The sequence below is a fragment of the Kitasatospora sp. NPDC101157 genome, assembly GCF_044768255.1.
Taxonomy (GTDB): domain Bacteria; phylum Actinomycetota; class Actinomycetes; order Streptomycetales; family Streptomycetaceae; genus Kitasatospora.
Genome location: NZ_JBIWPL010000013.1, coordinates 180,887 through 196,077, shown reverse-complemented (window position 1 = coordinate 196,077; position 15,191 = coordinate 180,887). Strand labels below are relative to the sequence as shown.

General features: G+C 73.3%; 15 protein-coding genes. 6 read left to right on the top strand and 9 right to left on the bottom strand.

Annotated elements, in window-relative coordinates; all coding sequences use genetic code 11:
• Position 1: 1 nt before the first annotated feature.
• Positions 2 to 961, bottom strand: a complete 960-nt coding sequence (locus ACIRVF_RS25060; protein WP_402821825.1) for a thiopeptide-type bacteriocin biosynthesis protein — start codon at positions 959 to 961, stop codon at positions 2 to 4.
• A gap of 485 nt (positions 962 to 1,446) precedes the next feature.
• A complete protein-coding gene (locus ACIRVF_RS25055) occupies positions 1,447 to 2,025 on the bottom strand; it encodes a TetR/AcrR family transcriptional regulator (protein ID WP_402821822.1) in 579 nt (192 codons plus the stop codon).
• Between the two features lie 85 nt (positions 2,026 to 2,110).
• Between ACIRVF_RS25055 and ACIRVF_RS25050 the strand changes: the two genes are divergently transcribed.
• The gene (locus ACIRVF_RS25050; RefSeq protein ID WP_402821819.1) at positions 2,111 to 2,992 is read left to right on the top strand and encodes an SDR family oxidoreductase; all 882 of its coding nucleotides are present in this window, start codon (positions 2,111 to 2,113) and stop codon (positions 2,990 to 2,992) included.
• A gap of 409 nt (positions 2,993 to 3,401) precedes the next feature.
• Here the strand turns inward: ACIRVF_RS25050 and tgmC are convergent, their stop codons facing one another.
• The 3 genes from tgmC to ACIRVF_RS25035 all read right to left on the bottom strand — a co-directional run bounded on the left by tgmC (position 3,402) and on the right by ACIRVF_RS25035 (position 5,121).
• Positions 3,402 to 4,517, bottom strand: coding sequence for an ATP-grasp peptide maturase system methyltransferase (tgmC, locus tag ACIRVF_RS25045; RefSeq protein ID WP_402821817.1), 1,116 nt, complete (start codon positions 4,515 to 4,517; stop codon positions 3,402 to 3,404).
• On the bottom strand, positions 4,514 to 4,774 hold the full coding sequence (locus ACIRVF_RS25040) for a hypothetical protein (protein ID WP_402821814.1): 261 nt from the start codon (positions 4,772 to 4,774) through the stop codon (positions 4,514 to 4,516). The genes tgmC and ACIRVF_RS25040 overlap by 4 nt, the downstream gene beginning before the upstream one ends.
• A 191-nt stretch (positions 4,775 to 4,965) precedes the next feature.
• Positions 4,966 to 5,121 (bottom strand): hypothetical protein, encoded by a 156-nt coding sequence (locus ACIRVF_RS25035; RefSeq protein ID WP_402821811.1) that lies wholly within the window; start codon positions 5,119 to 5,121, stop codon positions 4,966 to 4,968.
• A gap of 32 nt (positions 5,122 to 5,153) precedes the next feature.
• Between ACIRVF_RS25035 and ACIRVF_RS25030 the strand changes: the two genes are divergently transcribed.
• Positions 5,154 to 5,747: a VOC family protein gene (locus ACIRVF_RS25030; protein WP_402821808.1), complete on the top strand. Its 594-nt coding sequence runs from the start codon at positions 5,154 to 5,156 to the stop codon at positions 5,745 to 5,747.
• 290 nt (positions 5,748 to 6,037) lie between these two features.
• Here the strand turns inward: ACIRVF_RS25030 and ACIRVF_RS25025 are convergent, their stop codons facing one another.
• Positions 6,038 to 6,484 (bottom strand): hypothetical protein, encoded by a 447-nt coding sequence (locus tag ACIRVF_RS25025; protein WP_402821806.1) that lies wholly within the window; start codon positions 6,482 to 6,484, stop codon positions 6,038 to 6,040.
• A gap of 447 nt (positions 6,485 to 6,931) precedes the next feature.
• Here ACIRVF_RS25025 and ACIRVF_RS25020 point away from each other — a divergent pair, with 447 nt between their 5' ends.
• Positions 6,932 to 7,705 carry a hypothetical protein gene (locus ACIRVF_RS25020; RefSeq protein WP_402821803.1) on the top strand — a complete coding sequence of 258 codons (774 nt, stop codon included), beginning with the start codon at positions 6,932 to 6,934 and terminating at the stop codon, positions 7,703 to 7,705.
• Positions 7,706 to 7,959: 254 nt separating this feature from the next.
• On the opposite strand, the gene ACIRVF_RS25015 is transcribed toward ACIRVF_RS25020, so the two are convergent.
• Together ACIRVF_RS25015 and ACIRVF_RS25010 are read right to left on the bottom strand one after the other, a co-directional pair.
• Positions 7,960 to 9,195 carry a cytochrome P450 gene (locus tag ACIRVF_RS25015; protein WP_402821800.1) on the bottom strand — a complete coding sequence of 412 codons (1,236 nt, stop codon included), beginning with the start codon at positions 9,193 to 9,195 and terminating at the stop codon, positions 7,960 to 7,962.
• Between the two features lie 103 nt (positions 9,196 to 9,298).
• Entirely contained in the window at positions 9,299 to 9,913 is a 615-nt protein-coding gene (locus tag ACIRVF_RS25010) for a TetR/AcrR family transcriptional regulator (RefSeq protein ID WP_402821860.1), read from the bottom strand.
• Positions 9,914 to 10,082: 169 nt separating this feature from the next.
• On the opposite strand from ACIRVF_RS25010, the gene ACIRVF_RS25005 reads away from it, so the two are divergent.
• From ACIRVF_RS25005 to ACIRVF_RS24995, 3 genes are all read left to right on the top strand, one after another.
• Positions 10,083 to 11,534, top strand: coding sequence for an amidase (locus ACIRVF_RS25005; protein WP_402821797.1), 1,452 nt, complete (start codon positions 10,083 to 10,085; stop codon positions 11,532 to 11,534).
• A gap of 114 nt (positions 11,535 to 11,648) precedes the next feature.
• A complete protein-coding gene (locus tag ACIRVF_RS25000; protein WP_402821794.1) occupies positions 11,649 to 11,903 on the top strand; it encodes a hypothetical protein in 255 nt (84 codons plus the stop codon).
• Between the two features lie 164 nt (positions 11,904 to 12,067).
• Positions 12,068 to 12,394 carry a PadR family transcriptional regulator gene (locus ACIRVF_RS24995; RefSeq protein ID WP_402821792.1) on the top strand — a complete coding sequence of 109 codons (327 nt, stop codon included), beginning with the start codon at positions 12,068 to 12,070 and terminating at the stop codon, positions 12,392 to 12,394.
• A gap of 128 nt (positions 12,395 to 12,522) precedes the next feature.
• Here ACIRVF_RS24995 and ACIRVF_RS24990 read toward each other — a convergent pair whose 3' ends face one another.
• Positions 12,523 to 14,958, bottom strand: a complete 2,436-nt coding sequence (locus tag ACIRVF_RS24990; protein ID WP_402821789.1) for a bifunctional serine/threonine protein kinase/MFS transporter — start codon at positions 14,956 to 14,958, stop codon at positions 12,523 to 12,525.
• Positions 14,959 to 15,191: the final 233 nt, after the last annotated feature.

The following is a 15,191-nucleotide window of genomic DNA, read 5'->3' as shown; positions in this document are numbered from 1 at the left end:
GTCAGAACCTCCCGTCACCGGCGAGAGCGTCGGTCAGCAGGCCTTGCCGGGCCAGGGAGAGCCGCCCCCGGTTCCAGTGGAAGACGACGTAGTGGGCAGCGGCGCGACGTGGGCCTAGCACCGCCTCACCGGATTCGAAGTAGCCGGTGCGCCAGGCCTCGGCGGCCCGGCGCAGGGCGTTCCCGTGCGCCTCGACCGCCGCCCGCCGCTGCGGCGGAAGCGGGGCGAGCAGGTCCGGGCCCCGGCTGCGCCAGACCGCCAGGATGCCCGCGGCGGCTCGCCGGGCGTCCTCGTCCGGGTCGGTGCCCAGCCCGCGCCCGATGTCGTCCCGCAGCACCTGCCAGACCCCGCGGTGCTCCCAGCCGACGATGCCGAGGCCGTCGAGGAGTTCACCGAGCAGGTACAGGGAGAACCGCCAGTCCGGGACCGCCTCCAGCCGACCTTCGGCGACGGTGTCGTGGTGATCGAGCCAGGCCAGGGAATCCACCGTGAACAGGTCGTGGACGTGCCGCATCGATCGCAGACCGCCGAAGAGATAGGTCTCCGGTTCGTACCTTCCGCACAACGGCGGACCCGACCGTCCGTCCACGCCGCGGAAGCGCCGCACGAGTTCCTCGCGCAGTGCCTCGGAATCCGACCGGGCCGCCTCGAACCGGACCCGCAGTCCCGGCGGTTTGTGCATGAAGAAGAAGGAGCGGGCCGAGCCGGCGGCGATCAGATCGCGGGCCGTGTCCGCGACGGCGCGGTACGTCCGGCACCAAGTGGCCGGGCCCGGCGCGAGGTTGATCTGGACCCAGCCGTCCTCCGGCCTGTCCTCGCGCAGTGCGGACAGGCCGGCGCTCAGGAAGGTGCGGCGCGCGGCTTCGTATTCGGGGCTCGCGGAATCGACGGGTACCGTGCCTCGCGGAACCGCGCGAACGTCCTGGAGGCAGTCGGCCAGCAATCGTTCGACGTCCAACATCGCGCCCCACCTCCTCGTGATTTCCGCTGCTCCCCTTGGTTTTCCAGGATTCGGCCGGATTGAAAAACGGAAGACAAATACTCATACGATCAAAAGGGTCACGCCCCAAGCGCGCAGGGGACCGTTCGCGCCGAATGCGCTACGGGCGGGCCTGCTTCACAACGGGGCGACACGATGCGCCGGCCGCACCGGGTTCACGGCTCGCCCTGATCGTCGAGCCGTCAGATCATGCCGCCTCGACGCGCGGCTCACCATCGCCGCCGCCGTCCCGCACCAGGTCCTCTGCCCACGTACAACCGTCGACGCCACCACGGATACGGACTTCCGCTCCGGTCCAGCCAACGGCTCGGATCAGGGTCGGGAAGTGTCCTGCGGCGGAACTCCGCATCGAGCCCGGCAAGAAGCCGCCGGAGTTCGACGCGCGCCGGGAGCGGGAGCCTGCCCGTGATGCGCTCCGCACGTCGCGCACATCGCGCACGTCGCGCCTACCCCAGTGAGGCACTCACCGTACGCAGCTCGTCCAGCGCCGCCAGGACGTACCCGGCGAGTTCGTCCTTGCCGTCACGGTCGCTCTCGGACCATTCGGCGAACCCGCGCTTGAAGGCGAGGACACCCAGCTCGCCGGCCAGGGCCGCGGCCGGTTCGGACAGGCCGCGGGCGACCAGGGCGGTCGCCATCGCGGCCGCGAGGCTGACGGTCTTGAGGGCGTCACGCTCCTGGAGTTCGACGCTGGCGGCGACGGCGGCCTTCAGGCGCGGGGCGAGCTCGCGATTCATGGGACCCATCGCGCTCGACGCGCGCTCAAGACCGGCGGCGACCGCCTTGAGGGGGCTGGCGTCCTCGGGCGCCTCGGCGATCCCCTCGGTGAGCAGCCGGCTCAGCGTCTCCTGTCCGGCCACCAGCAGCTCTCGCTTGTCGGGGAAGTACCGGAAGAAGGTGCTCTTGGTGACCCCTGCGCGTTCGGCGATCTGCGCGACCGTCGTGGCGTCGTACCCCTGCTCGGTGAACAGGTCCACTGCGGCCACCACGAGGCGTTCGCGTGCGCCTGGTTCCCATCGAGCCATGGCTTCATCATACGTGATGGGACTCTTGTCCCATCATCCTGTTAGAGTGATGGGACAAGAGTCCCATCACTTGAGGGAGAGCCTCATGCACGTCTTCGTCACGGGTGGCACCGGTCTGATCGGTTCCGCCGTCGTCGCCGAACTGCTCGGCAACGGCCACACCGTCCTCGCGCTCGCCCGCTCCGACGCCTCCGCGCGGGCCGTCGAGGCGGCCGGGGCCGAGCCTCTCCGGGGAGCTCTCGCCGATCTGGACGTCCTCCGCTCCGGCGCCGCTCAGGCCGACGGGGTGATCCACCTGGCATTCGCCAACAATTTCAGCAGCCCCGACGCCGTCGCCGAGGCGGTCGCGGAGGAGAGTGCCGCCCTCGCGACCCTCGGCGAGGAACTCGTCGGCAGCGACCGGCCCTTGGTCACCTGCTCGGGCACGCCCCATGTGCCGGGCCGTGCCTCCACCGAGGCCGACCCGCTGCCGACCGACGGGCCGGTCGGTGGTCGCGGCCGCGCCGTCACGGCGGTCCTGGGCCTGGCCTCGCGCGGGGTCCGGAGCACGGCCGTGCGCCTGCCGCGCACGGTCCACAACCGGGGCACGGGCGGGTTCGCCGGCTTGCTGACCGACATCGCACGCCGGACGGGGGTGTCCGGCTACCCGGGCGACGGCACCCAGCGCTGGCCGGCCGTGCACGCGCTCGACGCGGCAGTCCTCTTCCGGCTCGCGCTGGAGCAGGCGGAAGCCGGCACCTCCTGGCACGCCGTGGGCGACGAGGGGGACCAGGTGCGGGACATCGCCGCGGTCATCGGCCGACGGCTGGCCCTGCCGGTCGAGTCGGTGCCGCCGCTGACGTACGGCCCTCTCGGCCCGATCTTCGCGGCCGACCAGCCCGCGTCCAGCGCCCGCACCCGGCAGGCCCTCGGCTGGGAGCCGAAGCACCTGAGCCTCCTGGAGGACCTGGAGAACATCCGGCCCTGAGCGACGACCGGAAAGCCGGCCCACGCCGCTCGCGCCGACAACGGCACGCCCTCCCCCACCCGGCACCGCCGCTGCCCGGCCGTTCACGTCCACGACCGACAGGTCCACACCCAGGAGGAGGCCCCCACCATGGTGGCAGTCGTCTTCGGCGCTCGCGGTAACGTCGCTCGTCACGTGGCCGACGGCCTGATGGCCGCCGGCGAGCGGGTAAGAGCGGTCAGCAGGAACCCGGCCTCGGGCGCAACGCCCGGGTGGGAAGCCCGTGCTGGCCGACCCCAACACACGTGACTGCCAGTTCCGCTGAGCTTACCGTCACGTCAGCGCATGCAAGAGGCCCCGCACGGTCGGAGAGACCGCGCGGGGCATCGTCGTACGTGGGGCCTACCGGGCAGGGCCCCAGCTTCCGGAATCAGTCCCATTCGATCCGCTGGCCCTCTGGGCTGACGATCATCCGCAGCCGCCCGCCCGTGGGCTCACCCGCAACACGCCACCGGGTGATCAGCTCGGCCACCGCGTCCCAGAGCCGGACCGGGCCGCCCTGCCGGACCAGCCACTGGCCCCCGTCCTCGAACACCACGGCCCATGACCCGCCGTCCACGTCCACCAACACGTGCTCGGTGCGTCCGTTCCGAGCCATGGCGAAGTACTGCGCGGTGGGCGCCGCGAACTGCGCCACGAACCGGGCCGCCCACTGGTCGAGCACGTCAGCGCCGACACCCGCCGGGCGGGCCTCGCCCTGGTCGAGCGCGGGCAGCATGCCGAGCGGCGGGGGCATGTGCGGGCGGGCGAGCATGAACGACACACCGCCGCCGAGCACCGGACCGGTGGCCGTCCCGTCCTCGGCCACCGTGAGCCGTACCAGCTCGGAAGCGTTCATCCAGCCGCCCACGGTCACCAGGATTTCGCCGCCCGGACGGGTCTGCGCGATCCAGTCGGCCGGAACGGTCCGGACCCCACACGTGGCGATGATCCGGTCATACGGCGCCCCCTTGGCGTACCCGGCGAGTCCGTCACCGGTCACCAGCTCGGGCCAGTAGCCGAGTCCGCCGAGCGCCACAGATGCCCGAGCCGACACGTCCGCGTCCACCTCCACCGACGTCACATGGTCGTCGCCAAGGACGTGCGTCAGCAGAGCAGTTGAGTAGCCCGTGCCGGTGCCGACCTCCAACACGGACATGCCGGGCTGCACCCGCAGATCTTCGAGCATCCGGACCACCAGGCCGGGCAGAGTCGATGACGACGTGGGCACCTGCGCCAACCGGCCCTCGACCTGCCGGGGCACCACACAGCCGGCGAGCTGCGTCACCAACGTGTCGTCCTCGTACACGCGGCCGATCAGCTCGGGCGACTTCTCCAGCAACACGGGCCGGTACCACCCGTCACCGTCGTACTCGAACCAGCCGTCATGCAGGAACGCTTCACGCGGGACAGCCAGCACCGCCGCTTCCCACTCGGCGCTCAGGATCACCCCCGCTTCCTTGAGCTGTGCGGCCAGCACCGCCCGCAGCCCTTCGGACTCGCTCACTCGGTAACTCCGTTCTCCAGAAGATCGGCGATTGCGGACGTGATCGGCAGGCCCGTCGCGTGCTCCAGCCACGCCCATTGACCGTTCGGGTTGCACTCCAGGAACCACCATTCACCTTCGGGCGTCGCGGCGAAGTCGAATGCCCCGAAACGAAGACCGGACTCACCGAGGAATCGCAGCAGGGCGGCCCGCACCGGCTCAGCGCAGTCCACGGGTTCGTACGTCAGGTTCCGATACTCGCTGCGCCAGTCGAGCACCCCGGGAGGGCGGTGATCAGCGCACAGCGCACCTGGCGAGCGGGAACGCAAGACGGCCCCTGCCCCAGCCACCCGATGAGGGAGGAAGAGGCGGGGGCGTTCGCGGAAGGTGGGACCGGTCAGTCCCAGATATCGGAGTCGTCTGCTGAATCCGGCGGCGCAATGGCCACTCGCGCACTTGACGAGAGGCCCTATTCCCTGATGTAGCGGGAAAGTTCGGAGCAGTACTGTGCTGCGATGGTGGCGCAGGTCTTGCGCTCGGCGATCTTCGGCGGCAGGGTGTCCAGGATGCCTGCTCCGGATCCGGGGCCGACGCTGACACCGACAGCGGCGGCCGGGACGAGCATGCAGCGGGTTCCAGGGGCTTGGGGGAAACGGGATGCTGACCGGAATCGTGATCGACGCGCTGGATCCCGCGCGTATGGACCGCTTCTGGGCGGACGCGACACGGGGCCGGACGGACGGCCTCCGACTGCGGTTCACCCCGGCCGCGGAACCGAAGACGGCCCACAAGAACCGGCTCCACCTCGATCTGGCCGGCGGCCCCGACTGGGAGGCCGAGGTGGCGCGCCTGCTCACGCTCGGTGCGACGCGGGTCGACATCGGCCAGGGGGACGTCCCGTGGGACGTGCTGGCCGATCCGGAGGGCAACGAGTTCTGTGTGCTGCGTCCCGGCCACCCCGGCGTGCTCGGCGACTGCGGCCTCGTGGCGATCTGCCTCGACGTCACGCAGGAGCACCGCGACGCGCAGAAGGCCTTCTGGCAGTCCCGCGCCGACTGGCAGGCGGCCGAGGAGCACGACTGGGGCGTCCGGCTGCGCCGGACGCCCACCAGTACGGTCTCGCTGGTGATGGGGCCGCCCGCAGCGCCGAAGGAGGCACGGAACAGAGTGCGGCTGGAGGTCACCCAACGCGGCCGGGAGCCCGGCGAGTTCCTCGACCCGGGCGGGAACGAGTTCCACGTGGCAGGGTGATCCTCGCCTCGGGCTCCCCCGAGGGCACCGAAGTTCGTCCATGCTCTCGCCCAGCGGGACCATGGCTTGCCGGGACCGATCGCTCGGAGAGCCGGTCCGCCGGATGCGGGAGCCGGCCACCGGCCCGCGGCGATCGACGCGCCCCGCCCCTGCGGCCCGGCGCCGATCTCGAACGCCCTGGACCGCTTCAGCACCGGCGTCACCGGCATCGACGACCGCCACCCGCCGCCCGCCGGCCGTCCCGGGAACTCGTCACTTCACCGCGGGTGCTCGCCCCCCGTCCCGGGCGGTCAGGCGTCCGGCTGGGTGACCGTGAGCCCCCAGTGGACGTCCGGCGCCGACGTGGCCACCGCGACGTGGAAGGAACGGCCCTGTTCGGCCGTCACCACGGCGGAGCCCGTGCCGACGGCCTCGGCCGGGCAGGCCACGGTGAAGTCCACCGGTGTGGTGTCGCCGTACACCGCGGTGAAGGAGACCCGCGCCTCACCCGGGCCGCCGCCCGCCCGGCAGCCGAGGGTGACCGTGACGGGCGGTCCGGCCGGGAAGGCGCCACCGGTGACGGCCCCGCCGTCGCCTGTCCAGTCGGGGATCCAGAGCAGCCCCTCCGGCCCCGGGTACGGCAGGACCTCTCCCGTCCCGGGTGTCCCGACCTGCTCGGCAGTCGCGGGAGCTGCAGCTCCCGCGACCGTCGCCACCGCCGCTACCGCCGCCGCCCAGGCGAAGCTCGTACGCCGCATGGTTGTCCCCTCCTCGGTGCCGGGCCCGGCGGCCCGACGTACCCGTACGATCCCATCCGGCACTGACAACACGACGGCTCCCCGTCACAACACCCCGGCGAGCCGGACCACCTCCGACGGCAGCCGGCACAAGGACCAGGACCAGGACCAGGACCAGGACCAGGACCAGGACGACCGGTACCGGCGCCGCCGGCCCGGGACGCGCCGACGGGTGCCACCGGGCAAGTGCACTGGGAGAGGCCGGAATTCGTCGCAGGCTCCCGCCGGGCCTGGCATGATCCCGTGGGCGCCCGGACTCGTACCGGGTGCGAAAGGGGAAGGGCGGGTAAGGCAGGGAGGCGGGTGAGGCAGGGAGGCGGGTGAGGCGGGGTACGGCGCCACGGGAAGGTATCTGCCGGTGGGGGGCGCCGATGGACGCACGGACGGTACGGACGCGGAGTGGCGACGATGACGACGCCTGAGGACTCGGTGCCGATCCGGGACGCGCCACCGGAGGAACGGTCGGAGGAACCGACCCACGCCCTCAGGAGACGGCTCAGAGGCGTCGCCCGGATCCTGCTCGGGCTGCTGGCCCTCGCCCTCACCGTTCGCGGGTTCGTCATCTTCGCCGAGGTCTTCGAGGAGCAGCACGGGCAGCGCACCGCTCCGCTCTGCGGCACCGCGGAGGCGAAGCCCGGTGCGCTCTGCACGGCCCGGGAGAGCGGCAGGGTGACGAAGCAGTGGACCGAACCGCACGACACCTCGACCGTGTTCAAGCTGACCGTCGCCCGCGAGAAGGCGCCGGCCGGCAGCTACACGGTGGACGCCGCGTTCTACCGCGAAGTCCAGCCGGGCACCGTGCTGGACCTGAAGGTCCTGCGGGGAAAGGTGTTCGAACTCGGCTACCAGGGCCGCAGCCAGCAGCTCCACGACGGGCTCTGGCCGCCGCTCATCGCGCAGGGCGTGCTGATCGGCGCCGGTTTGGTGCTGCTGTTCACCGCCCCGTTCCCGAACGACGCCGCGGCCATGAGGGGCGACTTCCTGTCCGGCGGACTGGGGGCCGCGGTCATGACCGTCTGCGCCACCTTCTTCCTGATCCTCATCCTGTGGCCACCGAACGTCACCCTGGCCATCGGCGTCGCGCTCTGGCTGATCGCGGCCGGTACGGGCTACGACCACATTCGCCTCACGTCCCCCGCCCGGCGGCGCCGTCGGACCTCCGGACCACGCTCCCCGTCATGACTGTCATGACTGTCGTACCGCACGTTCTCCCCGGGGCGAGGAACTGCTCCCGGCCGAGGACCTCGCGCACGAGCCGGCCGTCCGGCTCGTCCACCCGCTGCCGGTGGCGGGGCACGAAGCGGAGGATCCGGAGGCGTACGGCGTGGCCCAGGAGCCGTCAACCTCGCGCACCGCGGGGGCGATCCGGACGCCGAATGGCCTCCGGGACCGCCCGCGGCGGATCGCGGATCGCGCGGGCCGGGGCGCGTTCCGCGTCAGGCCAGGTCGATGGCGAAGCCGCTGCGGGGGCGGGCGATCACCCTGTCGAGCGCGATGGTGAGGTCCTGGTCGGGGACCGTGTAGTCGAGCCGTGCCAGCCGTGGGGCGAGGGATTCCAGCAGCCCCACCACGACGCCCTCACCCGGGCAGCGGTGGCCGGTGGCCGCGTCGCCGCCGCCCTGCGGGATCAGCTTCCGCGGGTCGGCGGGCGCATCGAGGAAGCGCTGGGGGCGGAAGCGGTAGGGGTCCTCCCACAGCGCCGGGTCGTGCAGGTGCCCGTAGAGGCCGAGCAGGACGAGCGTGCCGGCCGGGAGGGGCTCGCCGGCGAAGGTCAGGTCGGCGGCCGCCTTGCCGCCCACGAAGGGGGCGAACGGGTAGAAGCGGCGCACCTCCTGGGTGAAGGCCGTGGCGAAGGCGGCGTCGTCCTCGGCGAGCCGCCGGCGGTTGTCGGGCCAGCGGTGCATGGCGTGGGCCGCGAACGCCGCGAACCAGCAGACCGCGACGGTCGGGCGCAGGACGTTCAGCAACTCCACCGCCGCGACCCTCGGCGTCAGCAGCTCGCCGTCCGCGTCGCGGTGCCGTGCCACGACCTGGACGGCACTGTCCGCCGGTACGGACGCGGAACCGTCCCGGACGGCCTCGACCAGGGCGGCGAGTGACCGCTCGCGGCGGCGACGGGCCAGCCGGGCCCGCCAGTGGCGCGGGCCCACGGTGGCGAAGCCGTCCACCATGGCCACCAGGTCGCGGGCCAGGGGCGCCACCTCGTCGTCGTGGAGGGTGAGGCCGGCCCAGCGGGCGACGCCTGCGGTGAGCACCTCGGCCACCGCGTCGAGCACGACGACCCGTCCGCGTTCGCGCCAGACCGGCACCGCGGCGTCCCACGCCGCGTCCACGCTACCGACCAGCCGCTCCAGCCGGTCCGGGTCGGCGAGCAGGCCGAGGAACATCGCCTTGCGCAGCTGGTGGGCGGCCCCGTCGAGGCCGTGGACGGCGCCGTGGCCGAACAGGGTGGAGCGCACCGGCTCCGGCAGCGCGCCGGCGCGGCGGATGTGGCGCTCGTCGTAGAAGAAACGCACCGCTTCGGGGCCGTGCAGGGCCACGGCCGGGCGGCCGAGCAGCCGGGTGCGCAGCACCGGTCCGGGACGGCGGCGCCTCCGGTTCGGCAGCCAGGCGTAGCCGCTCAGCAGCAGCGGCAGGGTGTTGTCGGCCCGGGGGCAAGATCGTCGGTCCATGGGCCTCGGCTGCCCGGGACGGTGCGGGGCAAAACCGGGTGTCGCCCGGATGCGCCGGGCGCGGGTCGGGGCGTCCCGTCCCGCCACCCGACCCCTGGGCCGCTCAGCGGGCGGTCGGGGCGGGCGTTCCGGCCCGGTCCACGATTCCCTCGACGATCCGCATCAGACGCTCGCCCGTCCGGTCGATGCTGCCGTTCTGCGTACTGACCTGGGCGCCTTCGAGGACGAAGGTGATCTCGGCCGCGGTCTGTTCGGGGTCGGGCAGCCCGGCCCGCGCGCACATGTCGACCAGCCGGCGGGTCTGGCGCTCCTTGTGCTGTTCGATCACCTGCCGCGCGGGGTGGGCGCGGTCGGGCAGCTCGGCGATGGAGTTGATGAAGGGGCAGCCCCGGTGCGAGACGGCCGGCAGCCCCTCGGCGATGAAGCGGGCCAGGCCGAGGATCTGTTCCCCGGGCCGGCCGGGATGCTCGGCCTCGACCCGGTCGAACGCCGCCTGGTAGTCGGCGGCGACGATCCGCAGCCACTCGGCGACCAGTTCGTCCTTGGTCTCGAAGTGACGGTAGATCGCCGTCTTGGTGGTCTCGGCCTTGTCGGCGATCGCCTGGACGCCCACGCGCCGGATGCCCTCGGTCCGGAAGAGTTCCTCCGCGGCGTCGAGGATGCGCTCACGGGGCGGCAGCTTCGCCACCCGGCTCGGTCGTCTGGCGGGCGATGTCACGGCGGGCGATGTCATGGCGGTGGGGGCCTCCGGTCGCTCGCGGGTCTTCCGCTTCCCGCTCTTCCTGTTTCTCTGAACCTTCCTGCTACGGTACCAGTCCGTTCCACGCGATACCGATCGGTATCGCCTAGGACTGATCGGTATCATTCTCGATGCAAGGAGTGACCCAGTGGACGTCAAGGACTACGTGGGCTTCGACGCGGTCGGGCTCGCCGAACTGATCGCCCGGGGCCAGGTGACCCCCGCCGAGGTGGAGGCGGCCGCGCGGGAGGCCGCACGGGCCGTCGACCCGCAGGTCAACGCCGTCGTGGAGACCTGGCCGGCCGACGACCGGCCCCGCCCCGGCAGCGCGCCGCTGGCCGGGGTCCCCTTCCTGGTCAAGGACCTCGGAATCACCATGGCCGGCCGGCGCACGGAGCTCGGCAGCCGCCTCGCGGCCGGGAACGTCGCCACCGCCGACTCCACCCTGATGTCGCGCTTCCGCCGCGCCGGCCTGGTGACGTTCGGACGCACCGCGACCCCGGAGATGGCCTACAGCACCACGACGGAACCCGTGCTGTACGGCCCGACCCGCAACCCGTGGGACCTCACGCGCAGCGCCGGCGGCTCCAGCGGCGGCGCGGGCGCGGCCGTCGCCTCCGGGATCGTGCCGCTCGCGCACGCCACCGACGCCGCGGGCTCGATCCGCGTCCCCGCCGCCTACAACGGCCTGTTCGGACTGAAACCGACCCGTGGCCGCATACCCGTCGGCCCCGACGTCGACGAGATCTTCAACGGCCTGGCCGTGCAGGGCGGCGTCAGCCGCACCGTGCGCGACAGCGCACTCCTGCTCGACCTGGTCAGCGGCCCGGCGGCGGGTGACCCCTACGTCGCCCCGGAGCCACCCCGGCCGTACGCGCAGGAGGTCACCCGGGACCCGGGCTCCCTGCGGATCGGTGTCCTCGCCCAGCCGTGGGGCGGGCACCGCACCACGGCGCCCGTGGCCGAGGCGCTGGCCCGCACCGTGCGCCTGCTGGAGTCCCTCGGCCACGAGGTCGAGGAGGCCGGAGCCGAACTCGGCGTCGACTGGGAGGAGTTCGTCCTGGCCAACGCCCGCCAGTGGACGGCGAACCTCACCGCGTGGATCGACGAGCTGGCCGCCGCCTCCGGCCGGCCGGTCGACTTCTCGACCCTCGAACCGCCGATCCTCGCCAGCTACCACTACGGGCGGCGGGTCACCGGCACCGAGTTCGTGACCGCCCTGGCCGTCCGCAACCGGGTCTCCCGGAGCCTGGCGCGGTCCTTCGACGCGTACGACGTGCTGCTCACCCCGACCGTGCCGGACCTCCCCGTACCCCTGGGCACTCACGGCCGGGGGGCGGAGACGCTGGACGGCCTCGGCTGGCTCCGCCGGCTCCTCGACCTCTCGCCCTTCACCGCGGCGTTCAACGTGGCGGGCACGCCCGCCATGTCGGTGCCGGTGACGGCCGACCCCGGCACGGGGCTCCCGGTCGGCATGCAGTTCGCCGCCGGCCACGGGCGCGAGGGCCGCCTCTTCCGCCTCGCCGGGCAGCTCGAACGGGCCGCCCCGTGGTCGGACCGCACCCCCACGGTGTGGGCGGGAAACCATCCGGCCCGCTGAGGCCGGCCCGCGGGGCCGAGCGCCCCGCCCCGGACCGCCCGACGACTCCGACGGGGCCGCCGGGACGGGCACCGGGTTCGACGATGATCGCCAACGCTGGCTACCCTTCCGGGGATGTGGACAGCCTTTGCCGTATTCGCGGGTCTTCTCGGTTCGATCAACCTCGTGCAGGTCTTCACCGGGCGTCAGTTGGTCCGGCCGTCGGCCAGCCGACGCTCCGCGCTTGAGATCCGCCGGCAGTCGGCCGCCGCAGCCGTCATGATGCTCGGCGCGTGCCTCGTCGGGCTGGGTATGTTCTGGGGTGCTCTGTTCACGGTGATCGGCTGCGTGGCGCTCCAGTTCGTCCGGACGCGCGCACCGAAGCACTGAAAGCGGCAGCGGCGGCTGTGGGCGCGAGGCCCCGGGGCGGCGGCCGGGCACGGACGTGTCCGGCCGCCGCATCCGGCATGTCCCGCACTCCCACTACCAGTGCTACCGTGCAGCAGTACTCGGTAGCACGCAGTACCGCCAGCGCTGAGGAGCGAGCACCTGCGATGGACGACCTGACGGAGATGTTGAAGGGCACGCTCGAAGGGTGCGTGCTCGAAATCATCGGCAGCGAGGAGACCTACGGGTACGCCATCACCCGTCGGCTGAACGAACTCGGCTTCACCGACGTCGTCGAGGGGACGGTGTACACCATCCTGCTGCGGCTGGAGCGGAACGAACTCGTCCAGGTCACCCGACGGCCGTCCGGGGTCGGCCCGCCGCGCAAGTTCTACGCGCTGAACGACGCGGGACGCGAGCAGCTCGCGAGGTTCTGGGCGAAGTGGCAGTACGTCTCGTCCCGCATCGACAGGCTCAGGGCGGGCGCGAGCTGAGGTCCTGGGCGGACGGAAGCGGACGGTAGCGGACGGGAAGTGACGCCCGCCGACTGCAGCTGCGCGGTCGCTGACCGCCGGTGGTGCGGGCCCGGATCCGGAGCCCCGGGCCCCGAACGGCCTCCGGGTCAACGCCCGGCGCCGGCCTCCGCACCGCCCGGAACCGGAACCGCGGCCGGCAGCGTGACACCGGCGAGCACCGCGGCGAGGAGCAGGCAGACCGCCGCCCACCACGGCGGGACGCCGGGGTTGGCGTACAGCGCCGAGGTGCCGATGCCCTGCCCCACGAACTGCGCCGCAAGGAGGGCGCCCGACACCGCACCGGCCCGCCGGGAGACGGCGGTCCCGGCCGCGAAGGAGAACAGCGGCAGGAAGGCCAGGCCGGTGCCCAGCCCCGCGACGGCCGTACCGACCGGCAGGACCGTGCCCGACTGCCCGCTCCCCAGGGCGACGATGCCCACGCCCATCCCGAGCACGGTGGTCAGCAGGCCCGCCACGGCCAGGGCGCGGGGCGAGGTCCCGCGGCGCCGCAGCCGGGGGCCGACCAGGGCGGCGCCGACGGCGGCCGCGGCGGCCATCAGCAGCATCGGCAGGCAGGCCCGCGGGCCCGAGTAGCCGGACGCCCGGTACACCATGCCGGTCAGCATCGGCAGCAGGCAGAGCAGGCCGACACCCGTGAGGGCCGCGACCAGCAGGCCGCCCGGGCGGCCACGGCCCCTGACCGCGTCCGACGGCAGGAGCGGGTCCTTCGCCGCCGCCTGCTGCCACCGGAAGAGCACGGACAGCACGAGGCCGGCGGCGGACAGGGAGACCATCCAGGGGCCCAGCCAGGGCCGGCCGAGTCCCGCGAGCAGGACGGCGGGACCGAGGCCTCCGAGCAGCGTGCCGAGCGGGTCGAAACGGACACGGGTGCGGCCCCGGGGGTCCCGCGGCAGGACCGGGATGCCGAGCAGGGCGGCCAGCCCGGCGGCCGCGGCGACCAGCAGGAGTACGTCCGTGCCCGCCAACTGGGCGATGAGCAGCCCCGCCACCGAACCGCCGACACCGGTCCAGGCGTACACCCCGAGGGTTCGGCTCCGTTCCTGTGGTCCGGTGGAACCGTCGGCCGTGACGGCGAGCGACGCGGCCAGGACGAGCGCACCGAAGCCCCCTTGCAGGGCGGGGACCAGGATCCGCGGGGCGGAGCCCATGCCGCTCGCGTAGCCGAGCAGGCAGGCCGCCGGAAGTCCCACCAGCCCGACCGCCAGGGTGCGCCTGCGCCCCGCGATGTCCGCGAGGTGGCCGCCGGGCAGGAGCAGCGCGGCGAACGCCACGGCGAAGGCGGAGAACCCCGGACTCCGGTAGAAGAAGTGGCGGGAGGGGGCGGGCGTGGCGAACCAGATCCCGTACACCGCCCCGAGCATCACCGCCAACTGCGCCGCCGCGACGACCGCCCGGCCGCCGCGGCGGCGCGGCGACGGATCGGGGGTGGCGCCCGGGGCGGAAGCGGGAGTACCGGCGTGGACGTCGTGGGCGGGGACCGTCGGCGTGTAGGCGGCCGCTCCGGCAGGCACTTCGGCCGGAGACGGCCTCGACGGAACCGGGGGCGGGGGCGGAACCCGAACCGGGGGCGGGGGTGCCGGGGCGGGCGTGTCGGTCCGGGCTTCGGGGGCGTCGCTCCGCGGGGCCGGGACGTAGTCCAGCAACTGGGCGGCGTGGCGGCCGAGCTGGGCAAGGATCTCACCGGGCAGCCACACGCCGCCCTCGTCCCCGCCGGTGCGGGCCGAGATCTGCGCCGGGGTGGGCCGCCGGGTCGGGTCCTTGTCCAGGCAGGCGCGCACGAGCGCGTCCAGGGAGGCCGGGACGCCGGTCAGGTCGGGTTCCTCCTCGGCGATCCGGAAGAGGTGGGCGTTCAGGCTGACGTCGGCGGCGCCGAAGAGGAGGCGCCCGGTGGCGGCGTGGACGAGGACGGCGCCGAGGCAGAAGACGTCACTGGCGGGGGTGAGTTCGAGGCCCCGGACCTGCTCGGGGGACATGAAGCCGGGTGAGCCGATCAACACGCCGGTGCGGGTGAGCAGGCTGTCGCCCCCGAGGCCGTCCATGGCCCGGACGATGCCGAAGTCGATGAGCCGCGGCCCGTCCACGGTCACCAGCACGTTGGACGGCTTGAGGTCCCGGTGGATCAGGCCCGCGCCGTGGACGGCCTGCAGGGCGAGGGCCAGCCGGTTGGCGAGGACCCGGACCGAGTGTTCGGGCAGCGGGCCGAAGTCCTCGGCGACGACCGCGGCCAGGCTCGGCCCCGGGACGTACTGGGTGGCCACCCAGGGCACGTCGGCCCCGGTGTCGGCGTCCAGGACGTCCGCGGTCCAGCTCCCGCCCACCCGCCGGGCCGCCGCCACCTCGCGGGCGAACCGCCTGCGGAACTCGCCCTGAGCGGCGTACTCGGCCTGGACGACCTTGACCGCGACCGTGCGGCCGGCCTCGGAGCGGCCGAGGTAGACCAGCCCCATGCCTCCGGCGCCCAGCCGGGCGATGAGGCGGTAGGGGCCGATCTGGTGGGGATCTCCGGCGGTCAACTGGTCCACGCCAGGAATGTAGCGGAGGCGGTCGGCGCGGGTGCGGGAACAGCGGGCTCCGGCCGGCCGGGCCCGGCCGCGCGGACGGGCACCTGCGCGTCACTGTTCACTCCCCCGATGGGGAGGTGACCGGAGGTGACAGCTAGTAACGTTACTGAGGCCCTTGCGGCGCTCGCACTGCGGCGTGCCGGGGTTGCCACTGGACCCGTTCCGAGCACTGAGATCCGGACAGGAGAGCAGCA

What these genes read in the sequence shown, in the direction of transcription:
- ACIRVF_RS25060 (WP_402821825.1), bottom strand. Translation starts at nt 961, where the DNA reads ATGTTGGACGTCGAACGATTGCTGGCCGACTGCCTCCAGGACGTTCGC.
- ACIRVF_RS25055 (WP_402821822.1), bottom strand. Translation starts at nt 2,025, where the DNA reads ATGGCTCGATGGGAACCAGGCGCACGCGAACGCCTCGTGGTGGCCGCA.
- ACIRVF_RS25050 (WP_402821819.1), top strand. Translation starts at nt 2,111, where the DNA reads ATGCACGTCTTCGTCACGGGTGGCACCGGTCTGATCGGTTCCGCCGTC.
- ACIRVF_RS25035 (WP_402821811.1), bottom strand. Translation starts at nt 5,121, where the DNA reads ATGCTCGTCCCGGCCGCCGCTGTCGGTGTCAGCGTCGGCCCCGGATCC.
- ACIRVF_RS25030 (WP_402821808.1), top strand. Translation starts at nt 5,154, where the DNA reads ATGCTGACCGGAATCGTGATCGACGCGCTGGATCCCGCGCGTATGGAC.
- ACIRVF_RS25025 (WP_402821806.1), bottom strand. Translation starts at nt 6,484, where the DNA reads ATGCGGCGTACGAGCTTCGCCTGGGCGGCGGCGGTAGCGGCGGTGGCG.
- ACIRVF_RS25020 (WP_402821803.1), top strand. Translation starts at nt 6,932, where the DNA reads ATGACGACGCCTGAGGACTCGGTGCCGATCCGGGACGCGCCACCGGAG.
- ACIRVF_RS25015 (WP_402821800.1), bottom strand. Translation starts at nt 9,195, where the DNA reads ATGGACCGACGATCTTGCCCCCGGGCCGACAACACCCTGCCGCTGCTG.
- ACIRVF_RS25000 (WP_402821794.1), top strand. Translation starts at nt 11,649, where the DNA reads ATGTGGACAGCCTTTGCCGTATTCGCGGGTCTTCTCGGTTCGATCAAC.
- ACIRVF_RS24995 (WP_402821792.1), top strand. Translation starts at nt 12,068, where the DNA reads ATGGACGACCTGACGGAGATGTTGAAGGGCACGCTCGAAGGGTGCGTG.